The sequence below is a fragment of the Mucilaginibacter gotjawali genome, from assembly GCF_002355435.1.
Classification (GTDB): domain Bacteria; phylum Bacteroidota; class Bacteroidia; order Sphingobacteriales; family Sphingobacteriaceae; genus Mucilaginibacter; species Mucilaginibacter gotjawali.
This window is the reverse complement of record NZ_AP017313.1, coordinates 257,495-269,545: the sequence shown is the minus strand read 5'-3', so window position 1 is coordinate 269,545 and position 12,051 is coordinate 257,495. Positions and strand designations below refer to the sequence as shown.

The window sequence follows — 12,051 nt, the reverse complement described above, 5'->3', positions numbered from 1 at the left end:
ATATTAACCTTTTATTAATTAGTACAAATCATTTCCCCATTGCCGTCAGTTTCCTGTATTTTAGCCGTTAATACTTTTATATTTATAATTATTACGATTAATTTTTGCCGGTCAGCCTTCGCTTATGAGTTTCTCTATTAAAAAAACACTTTTTAAAAGCATTAAAATAACAATTATTACCATAGCTACACTGCTCTTACTGTTATTTGCTTTGCCTTATCTATTCCCGCAAACGGTAAGCAATAAGATAAAACAATGGGCCAACGGCAGTATTAATGGCCAGCTGGCATTTTCAGGTACGCGGTTATCCTTTTTTAAGCATTTCCCCAGCCTGACGCTAACTTTAAATGATTTTTTGCTAAAAGGCAGCGCTCCTTTTCAAAACGACACCCTTATTGCGGCAAAAGATGTTTCTTTTGGGATTGATGTAAGTTCGGTTTTCAAGGACAAGATCACCATCGATAAAATATTCCTGAGTGATGCATTCATCAATATCCAGGCTGATACTGCGGGCCATGTAAATTACAATGTATATAAATCAAAAAATGTCACGCCCAAATCGCCTGCGGATACCAGCAGCGCTTCATTGGGCATAGACGAGATTATTATTGAAAACAGCCATTTTGTTTATAACGACCGGTCAATACCGATGCAGTTTAATGCAAGGGGCGTTAACTATACCGGAAGCGGCGATTTAAGCAAAGATATTTTCGACCTGCACACCCATACGCAAATGGCCTCGGTAGATTTTATTTATGATAACAAGGCTTATGTACTTTCAAAAAAGATAGATGCCGACCTGGTGACCAGTATCAATACCAAATCACTGGCTTTTGAATTCAGGAAAAACGACCTGGTGATCAATAAACTACCCGTAAATTTTATCGGGAAATTCGCCTTTTTGAAAAGCGGGTACCTCATGGATTTTAAAGTAAACTCCAAAGAGAGCAACCTGCACGACGTCGTTACAGCGCTTCCACCCGAATATTTAAAATGGCTCAATCAAACGGACGTTCGCGGAACAGGGAGCATCGCATTGCAACTGGCAGGAAGATATAACGCTGCGGATAGTACCTTGCCCGACCTGAGTATGAAAGTGAATATCCGGAACGGATACATTAATAATAAAAAGTCGCCGGTACCTGTCAGCAACCTGTATCTGAATTTTGAGACAAGGGTTCCCGGCCTTGACCCCGACAGTTTGCAGTTAAACCTTGATTCTATTTATTTTAACATGGGTAAGGATTATTTCGGATCGGTATTAAGGATAAAAGGGGTTAAAAAACCAGAGATCTACGCCAAGGTAAACACCGAAATAGACCTCGAAAAATGGAGCAATGCATTTGGGGTAAAGCCGTACGAGTTAAAGGGCAGGTATTCGCTGCATATGCTGGCTGATGGCAAATTCACTACGGGCATAAAACGCAGCGGGATCCGCAAAGTGGATACGGTGATTACCAGTATTCCGAAGTTTACGGTTAAATCGTCTTTTAGCAACGGGTATATAAAATATGCAGGGGTGCAGGAAGCTGTTAAAAATATCAGTTTTAATATGAACGCCGCCTGCAAAGACAATGATTACCGGCACGCCACTTTTGAAATAGAGAACCTGAATGCCAATGTGCTGGAAAATTACCTTAAAGGCTATTTTAAAATGAGTATGGGGCCCGGCTTCCCGATGGATGGCTCCTTACAGGCAAAATTTAACATGGCCGATATAAAAAAGATATACCCGGTTGATGGCCTGGTGCTATCAGGCAACTTGCTAGCCAATTTGCAAACCAAGGGTAAATATATCCCTGCAAAACGTATTTTCCCACAAACAAAAGCCAACATCAGCCTGCAGGACGGATCAATTCAAACAAAATATTATCCGCATCCCATACAGAATATACAGGTAAATGCCAATATAACCAACAGTTCGGCCTCCATTGCCGGCCTGAGGGTGGTTTTGAAACCGGTTTCACTGGTTTTTGAGGATAAGCCTTTTTCGGTTACCGCCGATCTGAAAAATTTTAACAACCTGGAATATAATATCAAATCGCACGGCACTTTGGATATTGGTAAAATTTACCAGGTATTCGCGGTTAAGGATTACAACGTAAAGGGATTTATCACCACTAACCTGTCGCTCAAAGGCAAACAAAGTGATGCTATGGCCGGCCATTATGCCAAATTGAATAACAGCGGATCAATGCAGGTAAAAGATATCGCGCTCACGTCTGATCTTTTCCCAAAACCGTTCATTATTAAAGACGGCAACTTTAGCTTTAACCAGGACAAGATGAATTTTGATGCCTTTACAGCTACCTATGGTAAATCGGTTATTATTTTGAACGGCGCGCTTACCAATGTCTTTGGCTATGCCAGCAACTCAAAAGATACGCTACGGGGGAACTTCAGCTTTTCGAGCAGCAGTGTTACTGCCGATGATTTTATGGCATTTTCCAGCCCCTCGCCAAATGTGAGCGGCAAGCCAAAAAACTCCCCGTCGGGCGTCATTATGGTGCCGGGTAATTTGAACCTGAATTTTAGCGCCGATGTAAAAAAAGTAAAGTACAACGGGCTTGAGCTGAATGATGTTAAGGGACAAATGGCTGTTAATAACGGCAGCATTGTTTTAAAACAGGCGGGCTTTAATTTAATTGGCGCTCCCGTTATGATGGATGCCACCTATACAAGCATCAACCCTAAAAATGCCACCTTTGATTATCACCTTACTGCGAAGGATTTTGATATCAAGAAGGCGTATGACCAGATCAAGATTTTCCGTGACATGGCAAGCTCGGCAAAAAGTGCGTCGGGCCAGGTATCGTTGGATTATAAATTAAGCGGGCGGTTAAACGCCAATATGCAGCCGGTTTACCCTTCCATAAAAGGCGGGGGCGTGCTTTCTGTTAAAAAGATAAAATTGCATGGCTTTAAATTATTCTCGGCAGTGGGAAGCAAAACCGATCATAACGGATTGGATACCGGCGATATGTCAAAAGTGAATATTGAAACCACCATTGCCAATAACATCATCACCATTAAGCAAACCAAGATAAAAATGGCAGGCTTCAGGTTAAAGTTTGACGGGCAGGTAAGTTTTGATAATGCCCTTAACCTGCATTTCAGGCTGGGATTGCCGCCGTTTGGCATCTTCGGCATCCCGATGACCATTACCGGCACGCAAGCGAAACCAAATATTCATTTGGGAAGAGCAAAACAGGAAGATGAATTAAAGGAAACAGATGATACAGGGAATTAATTGGCTGTCACGACAGTAATGCATCCAACAGAAGCTAAGTTATAGGTCACCGGAAGAGATCCTTTTTGCATCACTTCGCGCTTTCTTTGTTGAGGTTGTACAATACTTTGCCTGACAAACCGAATTCTATGACCCGTAGGGCAATGTCATTAAGTTATTTGTCTTCCCCTCTTTTCCGCTCGGTGGCCGTTGCACAACCAAACCGGATTAAGTTTTAAAAAAACTTGTCCAGTTTGAAGGATTATAGTCGTGAGACTATAAAAAGTTCTTTGAAATATCGATTAAAACCAAGACGATGCATTTATAGCATATTGTTGTTTAAAGCTGCTTAATAGCGTATCAAATATGCTGTTTAAGAAATTACTGATCTGTTTTTGTGTTTCTTGAATGGGCTTGAACTTATATTTAAGGAGTTTTTTGAGATTATAAGCCGTAGCGGCCATAAGCATGCATTTGTTAGCTTGTTTAAGCCCCTTGCTGTTTATCCTGTTTAAGCCCGTGTGGTTAATTAAAGAACCGAAAACCGGCTCGACCGTACTGGACCGAAGCAACTTCATCAGTTTGCCTTTGGGGCTTTCTACCCGCCGCTGCATGTATTCATAAAGTGGTTTATCCGCAGAGTCGATCAGCTTTTTAAACCCTTTTTTGTTAGCACAGATTTCCCTGCACGGACAGTTTTTGCAGTCGCTGATGTTGGACTCATAAATCTTTTTGAGAACGGTTGGCTCTTTATAGGCGGACTCGATGCGCCTGAAAGGCAGATGTACACCCATTATACAGGTGTACCGGTCATGGTCCGCCTCATAGGTAAACCCTTCGATCTCTCTTGAAGATTTATAGTTTCCAGGATTGGGAATGAACCCTTTCATACCATTGGCTGTTAATGCCCGTATCGCTTTACCGCTGCTGTAACCTGTATCAGCCAGTATTTCTTCTACCTGAATAGCTTGATCAGCCATATTACCTGCAATCTGCGGAAGCATTAGCGGCAGTGAAGTATTATCAGCCTGGTTTCCCTTAAAGGCTTGTATATAAGTGATATAATGGCTGGCTGTATCCACACTCATTTGTGCCCGGTAATACAGCCGCATCGGTTTGCCGGGTTTGGTGGTTAAACGGGCGTCAGGGTCTGAAGGGCTATAATGGGTTTCATTAACCTGAGCTGATTTTTTGTTCTTCTTATCCGGATTACCCTGACCGCCTTTATTATCATCTTCCGGCGTTTTGGGTTCATCTTCACTATTATCGTTCAACTCCCGGCTGAAAACGGAAGCATCTTCCATGACCAGCCGCTCAACCATGCTTTGCTTTGCGGCGTTTGCCGGTATTAAAGCACTGTCCACGGCCTGTCGTGTACCATTAATCAGGCCGTGATTGATACAGAGTTTTAACACCTGTTTAAATAAGTCTAAAAAGGTCTCTTCGCCATAGAGTTTACGGGTGCGGCTTAAAGTAGAATGCCACGGCAGTTCTTCACCAAGGTCATACCCCAGGAAGTAAAGAATATCCATTCGCATGCCTGATGCAGCAATGATGCGTCGGTCACTGTTAATGTTCTCAAGATAACCAACTAACATTAACTTCATAAAAACCACCGGATCAATACTCTTTTGGCCTTCTTTACCGTAATACGCTGAAGTAGACCGATATAAGAAATCCAGATTAAGCAGTTTTTTTAACCGTCGATAGAAGTTATCCGCCGGAACATAGTCTGAAAGCTGAAATTGAATGAACAGCTTTTCCTGATGATCTTTTTTGCCTTGCATAGGCTAATATACTAAAAATCAAAATTTTAATCAATATTTCAAAGAACTTTTATTGTGAGTCTTCATCGACTTACTTTAGTTGTGCAACGGTCACCGAGCGGAAGAGAGGGGCGATCAGCGCAGCGCAGTCGGGGTGAGTAGACTCGCCGCCCTGCATTGGCGGTAATGTCCGACGGGGTTTACTCACCCGATCATCGCTACGCTTGATCTGCCCTCTCTTTTGCAGGCAAAAAAGAGGGCAAAAATAAATTTAGAGCATCTATCTCTTTCCGTATTTTTTCTACAAATGGGTTATCCCTAACTGGATATTTTATCCTTAATTCTACATTTGTTGATTAATTTGATGTAATTACCTGAGCAAACCATCATGCAGCCTTCCTTTCTATAATTTTAACGGTATCATTTTCATTTATAACGCCTAATTGCTTAATTTCAGGCTGTAAACCGTGCTGCATGCCAAAACGTGTACATTCCTATAGTTTTAACACGCCTTATTTACATTTTCCGAAACTACTTCTGAGAAAGGGGTTGAGGTTCGTTTACCCTATTTTGTTTTTTTATTTGCTTTTGGCCGGTCAATTATTTGCGGAAGGAAGCAAAGATATATCGGCAAACGGTGGTTACCGGGCTTTTCTTTTCTCAAGCCCAACGGGCAACCCATCCTACCCCTTCCCAACTTTAGGGACAATGAAAGTTTACGTTAAAGCGGGGGAAACTATTAATGTGGGCTCAAGCGCGCAGGGGGTTGATTCAGGCACCATTGAATTACGTGCCCCTGATGGATCCACCTATACCAGCGGCCACTCAGCTACCATCGGCCTTATTGGCAACCGCGGGCAGGAAATTGCAGGCCCGACGCCAAATGCCGGGGGCTATACCCCTTATACTGTAACAGTGCAGGCCGCACAGGAAGGCATCTGGGAAATTGATTTTATTTCGCCAAGCAACGGTATCGACTTTGGCAACCCACCCCCGGTACCGGCCAGCGCTGCATGGACACAGCCACAGGGGCAGTACATCGCTGCTTTTGATGTTTCTGTCCGCGATGTAAATAATTCTAAATTTTTAAAAGGCCGGGTATTTACCAATGTATTTTCGGGGATACTGGGCACTTTCAATGTTGGGTTTAACGGGATCTTTAATATCCTCACCAGCGACGGCTATCAATATACCCTAAACAACAATGGGCAGGCAGGCAATGGCTTTACTTTTTTTGTAAATAATAAAGGTTTCAGAAACGCAAATGGCAGCGCCTCATACCTCAGCATTGATGATGATACCCACCCAAATGTACAGGACCCCCGTACTGTTGATTCGCAAACAGATATCACCCAAAAAATATTTTTTAATCCGCCGGCATCCGATATGCCCGCAGCAGCCAAAACACCCGGTGGTATTACTACCTGGTTGTTAAGCCCACCGGTTGTACCATCTATCACCAATGCTGCGTTTACGGGTATTGAGGGCACAAGCGGCAAGGCGGGGACAAACCCGCTTGGGGCTAATTTTACGTTTACGGCAAGTGCGGCGGGCACTTATTTAATAGCCATTGATGTAAATAAAAACGGGGTATTTACTGATGCCATAGACCGCAAAATTACCGGGATAGTTAACCCGGGTATCAACACTATCTATTGGGATGGCCTTGACGGCCTTAGCAATAAAGTGCCTGCCGATCCGCAGGGAAATTACAGCGCCAATATCATGGTGACAAACAAGGCCGGGGAAGTTCACTTTCCGTTTTTTGATGTGGAACGAAACGTTAACGGCATTATATTGACACGGATCAATGGCAATTATGCCCCTGATGATACTGTTTACTGGAACGATTCACCTATTATCGCTTTGGGAACACCGCCTAACCCTGTAAAAAACCTAACCGGTATAAAAAGTACGGTAAACGGCCATAAATGGGGTATGCCGACTACAGATTCAGTCAACCAAAACGACTTCGGCAACAACAAGGGGATCGATACATGGTCGTACATCTCAGCAGCGCCCGTTTTAAGTTCCGTTACCTTTCAATTGCAGGAGGCTGACCTTGCTGTTGATAGCATCAGCTCAATAGCGGGTTGCGGTGGCCAGCCGGTACAATATACCGTCAGCGTAAAAAACAATGGACCAAGCGATGTTACAGGAGCAAAGTTTAAGTTTAGTTTCCCATCAGAAATTACGGATATTTCTGTAAATAGTGCATCAACATCGGGTATATCGTCAACATCAAACGAAACTACTTCGCCAGGTGCCTATAACGCGGAAATGGACATGGCAAGCGGTTCGGTAAGAACATTTACAATAACCGGCACCATAGCCCAAACCGCAAGCGGCAGCCTGCCAGTATCGGCAAGTATAATGCGTCCGCCGGACGTTACCGACCCCGATGCCACTAACCCGGATGCCACGCCGCCAACCGACCCCGCTGATGAATGTAATGCATTGCCATCAGGAGAGGGCTGCAATAATATTAAAACGATAAACACAGTTTATAAACCCGCGCCATCTGCAGGAGCCGATCAAACGATCGTTCAATATGACACGGCTACCCTTTCTGGCACCGAGGGCAGTACCTGGGTGCAGGCAAATAATAACCCATCAGCCACAATTATTGTCAACCCCACAAGCGGTTCAACAGCAGTAACCGGCTTTGATAATTTAGGCGTCTATCATTTTATTTTAACCAATGAAAATGCTTGTGCCGATACCGTTGCTGTTACGGTTATAGCCGCGGGAATAACGATCCCCAATATTTTTACGCCAAATGGCGACGGCAAGAACGATGTATTTAAAATTGCCGGGCTCGAAAGTTTCCCGGGTTCGCAGCTGGTTATTTTTAACCGCTGGGGTAACGAAGTTTACCGGGCCGACAATTACCTGAACAACTGGGACGGCAGCGGCCTGGCCGAGGGCACCTACTATTATATTTTAAACCGCCGTGACCGTAATGGCGGCTTAACCGCATTTAAAGGCTGGGTATTTTTAAAACGAAGTAAGCAATGATAAAGAGGAAAATATACCTATTGCTTACAGGGATGGTTTTAGTTATGCTGAAATCGTCCGCACAGCAAACCATACAATTCAGCCAGTATGTATTTAATGGCCTTGCGGTAAACCCTGCTTATGCCGGTTATAAAGACGATTGGACCGTTAATTTAAGCAGCCGACTGCAATGGGTGGGCATTAACGGCGCGCCGCAAACCGAAACGGCCTCCATAGATGGCATAGCCAATAGCTGGAACAGTAATGTGGGTATAGGACTTATCGGCACCGTTGACCGTTTGGGACCAGAAAATATGTCGTCTGTTTATGCCAATTATGCTTATCGGCTGCGCCTGGATGCGGAGGATACCAAACGCATCAGTTTTGGTATTGGTTTCGGCGTAAAACAATACAGCCTGAACGGCTCTGAATTTAATGCGACAGATGCCGCCGACGGAAGCATCCCCGCCGGAACAGTGAGTAAAGTAAGCCCGGATTTTCGTTTCGGGGTTTATTATTATACGCCAAATTTTACGTGGGTGCATCCGTTTTTAATTTGCTTGCCAAACCGCTGGTTAACATTACCAACAACGCGCCGATAGTGAACGAGGTTAAAACCATTTACCTCACTTCCGGTGCTATGGTGCCCTTATCTGACTTTATGGATCTGAAACCTTCATTCATGATCAAAGAGGATTTTAAAGGCCCAACCAACCTTGATCTGACGGCTTTCCTGGTATTTAACAAAATAGTTTGGTTGGGCACATCCTACCAAACAGGGTTTATAAGTTTTAATAAAGCAAATTTGCAAAGCAGCCTCAACGAAACAGACGCCATATCAGCCATTGCACAGTTTTATTTAAACGACCATTTCAGGGTCGGCTATTCATACGATTTCACGCTGAGCAAGCTGGCCAGCTACCAGAGTGGTTCGCATGAGATTTCTTTGAGTTTAACTTTTGGTCGAAGAAAACAGCGGATTGTTAGTCCGCGTTATTTTTAAGTGGATGAAGAGATTAATGATCATCGGTTTATGCACGCTCATACTGGCTAAATACGCCGGGGCACAGGAACAATTATCCATAAAACAACAAGCGGATAATTATTATGTCCGGTATGAATATTTTAAAAGCCTGAACCTCTACCTGAAACTGGTAAAGAAGAAAACCGATATACGGATTCTGGAGCGAATTGCCGATTGTTACCGGAATATTAATCGTTATGAAGATGCAGAAACGTGGTACGCAAAAGCAACGACAGACCTAAAAGCCAGTAAGATCAGTCATTATTATTATGCCGAAGTTTTGCTGCGCGATGAAAAATTTGATTTGGCCAAACAGCAGTTCGGGCTTTATTATGGCGGCGGGGCCGTGGGCCTTTCCCGAAAGCTGGCGCTTTGCGATTCGGCTGCTTTATGGATGAGATCGGCATCTGCCTATAAAATAAAGAATTACACTAAGTTAAACACATCATTTTCAGACTGGGGATTAACTTACTATGGCAAAACGGGTTTGTTTTTTACATCGGACCGGATAGCGGACGAAAACGATTTGGATTACCGGACCGGCAATAACTGGTTTAAATTATACGAGTGCGATACCAGCGGAACCCGGATCGGCGCTTTTGATGTGGTCAACTCGCTGGGCCAAAGCTATAACGACTATTATCATTTCGGCCCGATAGTGTTGAACAAAACGGCCGATACCGCTTACATAACGGTTACCACGGCGAGATCAGCCGCGGCGCTACCCACGGACACAGATTCAACACCTGGAAAAAGCCTTTACAGCCGCCGTTTGCATTTACTGATGGCGCACAAAAAGAAAGACCAATGGGTGGTTGGGGGGGATTTCCCGTATGATAATGTCGAAAAATATTCTGTCGGAGAAGCGGCGCTGTCGAAAGACGGAAAGACCATTTATTTTACTTCGGATATGCCGGGCGGTTTTGGCAAAACAGACCTCTGGTACTGCGAAAAGCGCACAGATGGCAGCTGGGGCATCCCTATAAATTGCGGAAAAAATATTAATACCGCTGAAGAAGATGCCTTCCCGGTAATTGGCGGGGATGGTAATTTATATTATGCCTCCAAAGGTTTGCCGGGGATGGGCGGATATGATATCTATTGCGCCAAAGGCCAAAAAGATCAATGGAGTACCCCTGTAAATCTGAAATATCCAATTAACAGCACCAGTGACGATTTTTATTTGGTAACAAACGACGGCAAAAGCGGGTACCTGTCATCAAACCGCGAAGGCGGGCAGGGCGGTGATGATATTTACAGTTTTATACGGATAGATTCGATCCCCTTAAAGCAAATTGTTAAAGTAAAAACACCGGAACCGGTTGCTGCAAAAACGCAGTCCAAGCCTAACATCGTCATTAACAATATTTATTACGATTTGGACAAGGCGGATATCCGCCCGGATGCTGCTGCCGAACTGGATAAACTGGTGGTACTTTTAAAGCAATACCCGGCCATTAAAATTGAATTATCATCTTACACCGATTCAAGGGCATCAGATCAATATAATATCTCGCTGTCCCAACGGAGGGCCGCTGCGGTGGTTGTTTATTTGGTTGATAGAGGGATTTCGGGCGACCGGCTGGTCATAAAGTATTATGGCAAAACGCATTTGGTAAACGGCTGCACAGACGATGTAAAATGTACTGAAGCTGAGCACCAGTTAAACAGGAGGACGGAGTTTAGGGTGATGGAATGAAGTATTAATCGTCGGACGCTAAAAGCGATTCCAGAATTTCGGGGGTTAGTCCGTTTTTTATTGCTTCGTTGCCAATTTCGTCAAGAAGCCTGGAGTAATCAGCATCTGTTATATCGTTTAAAACTTTCGTCAACATTAAACTAATTGCCCGATTATACTTTTCCTTCTGTTTCTGGTTTAAACTATTATAACTTTTTCCGACGGCGTCATTTACTTCTAATACTATCTGTGCCATATAAAGCGGTTTATCGTATCAAATTTACAAAAACCGAGTTCTTTTTAAAACTTACGAAGTTTCTAAAACTTCGTAAGTTTATCTGCTCACACCGCAAACTTTATCCACCCACTCCCTTCATAACCAAAAATAAATTGTTTGGGGTGGATGATCTCTGCCAGTATCTCGATTGAATCTACTATCCGTGGGCCAGGGCGGTTAAAGTATTGATTGCCATCGGCAATATAAACACGGTTATTTTTTACGGCTTTTAATTCATTAAAACCGGGTAATTGGAGCAATAGATGAATTTCTTTTAAGGTGCGTTCTATCGGGAAGCCGCAGGGCATGATCAGTACGATGTCAGGATCCAGGGATTTAATGTCTTCCCATTTAACGTAAGGCGAATGTTTACCCGCTTCGGCCAATATGGGCGTTCCACCGGCAATGGTTACCAGTTCAGGCGCCCAATTGCCGGAGATCATTAAGGGCTCCAACCATTCCACGCAGGCAACAGTGGGTTTGTTATCAATGTATTTTAGTTTGTGGCGGATAATATCAACCCGCTCATTCAAATCTTCCAGTAAAACAACACCGGCGTCGGTTACATTTAAAGCATTGGCGATGGTGGTGATATCATTAAAAATATCATTGAGTGAGTTGGGTTGAAGGGAGACAATGCGGACTGGTTTATCCAGGTAATCGTCCAGCGCTTCTTCCACTTCTTTTAACGATACCGCGCAAACTTCACATTGGGCCTGGGTGATGACCACATCGGGCGCCAGTTGTTTTATTTGTTCCCGGTTAACTGTATAAACGGATAAGGCATCGGCCAATATTTCCTTTACCTCAACATCAATATCGTCACTGCTCAAATTATCCGGAAAATTGGCTTCCGAACATACGGGCAGTTGTTTTACCGTTTCAGGGAAATCACATTCGTGAGAGCGGCCAACGAGGTTTGCTTCAAGCCCTAAAGCGCAAACAATTTCGGTTGCTGCGGGCAACAGGGTAACTATTTTTGGATACAGATCATTCACAGCGCAAAGGTAATTAATGTTAAATAACCATTATGTTTTTTATACCCGGAAACAATTTTGAGGAAACCGGATTTCAAATAAA

6 protein-coding genes and 1 pseudogene are annotated in these 12,051 nt (G+C 43.7%); 4 read left to right on the top strand and 3 right to left on the bottom strand.

Going from position 1 to position 12,051, the window contains the following annotated elements; genetic code table 11:
• Window positions 1-124 precede the first annotated feature (124 nt).
• Window positions 125-3,250 carry an AsmA family protein gene (locus MgSA37_RS01345; protein ID WP_096349483.1) on the top strand — a complete coding sequence of 1,042 codons (3,126 nt, stop codon included), beginning with the start codon at window positions 125-127 and terminating at the stop codon, window positions 3,248-3,250.
• A 281-nt stretch (window positions 3,251-3,531) separates the two neighbouring features.
• Here the strand turns inward: MgSA37_RS01345 and MgSA37_RS01340 are convergent, their stop codons facing one another.
• Window positions 3,532-5,016 carry an IS1182 family transposase gene (locus tag MgSA37_RS01340; protein WP_096349482.1) on the bottom strand — a complete coding sequence of 495 codons (1,485 nt, stop codon included), beginning with the start codon at window positions 5,014-5,016 and terminating at the stop codon, window positions 3,532-3,534.
• A gap of 453 nt (window positions 5,017-5,469) precedes the next feature.
• On the opposite strand from MgSA37_RS01340, the gene MgSA37_RS01335 reads away from it, so the two are divergent.
• The 3 genes and pseudogenes from MgSA37_RS01335 (at window position 5,470) to MgSA37_RS01325 (ending at window position 10,715) form a co-directional block, all read left to right on the top strand.
• The gene (locus MgSA37_RS01335) at window positions 5,470-8,013 is read left to right on the top strand and encodes a T9SS type B sorting domain-containing protein (protein WP_096349481.1); all 2,544 of its coding nucleotides are present in this window, start codon (window positions 5,470-5,472) and stop codon (window positions 8,011-8,013) included.
• Window positions 8,010-8,995 (top strand): annotated as a pseudogene (locus MgSA37_RS29630) (PorP/SprF family type IX secretion system membrane protein). The gene MgSA37_RS01335 and the pseudogene MgSA37_RS29630 overlap by 4 nt, the downstream one beginning before the upstream one ends.
• 4 nt (window positions 8,996-8,999) lie before the next feature.
• Complete coding sequence (locus MgSA37_RS01325; protein ID WP_096349480.1) at window positions 9,000-10,715, top strand: OmpA family protein; 1,716 nt, start codon at window positions 9,000-9,002, stop codon at window positions 10,713-10,715.
• A gap of 4 nt (window positions 10,716-10,719) precedes the next feature.
• Here the strand turns inward: MgSA37_RS01325 and MgSA37_RS01320 are convergent, their stop codons facing one another.
• The gene (locus MgSA37_RS01320) at window positions 10,720-10,950 is read right to left on the bottom strand and encodes a hypothetical protein (protein WP_096349479.1); all 231 of its coding nucleotides are present in this window, start codon (window positions 10,948-10,950) and stop codon (window positions 10,720-10,722) included.
• A gap of 86 nt (window positions 10,951-11,036) precedes the next feature.
• On the bottom strand, window positions 11,037-11,969 hold the full coding sequence (locus MgSA37_RS01315; protein WP_232010760.1) for a cobalamin-binding protein: 933 nt from the start codon (window positions 11,967-11,969) through the stop codon (window positions 11,037-11,039).
• Between the last annotated feature and the right edge of the window lie 82 nt (window positions 11,970-12,051).

Bases quoted from the DNA above. Each gene is read 5' to 3' on its own strand.
- MgSA37_RS01345 (WP_096349483.1), top strand. From the start codon at position 125: ATGAGTTTCTCTATTAAAAAAACACTTTTTAAAAGCATTAAAATAACA.
- MgSA37_RS01340 (WP_096349482.1), bottom strand. From the start codon at position 5,016: ATGCAAGGCAAAAAAGATCATCAGGAAAAGCTGTTCATTCAATTTCAG.
- MgSA37_RS01335 (WP_096349481.1), top strand. From the start codon at position 5,470: ATGCCAAAACGTGTACATTCCTATAGTTTTAACACGCCTTATTTACAT.
- MgSA37_RS01325 (WP_096349480.1), top strand. From the start codon at position 9,000: ATGAAGAGATTAATGATCATCGGTTTATGCACGCTCATACTGGCTAAA.
- MgSA37_RS01320 (WP_096349479.1), bottom strand. From the start codon at position 10,950: ATGGCACAGATAGTATTAGAAGTAAATGACGCCGTCGGAAAAAGTTAT.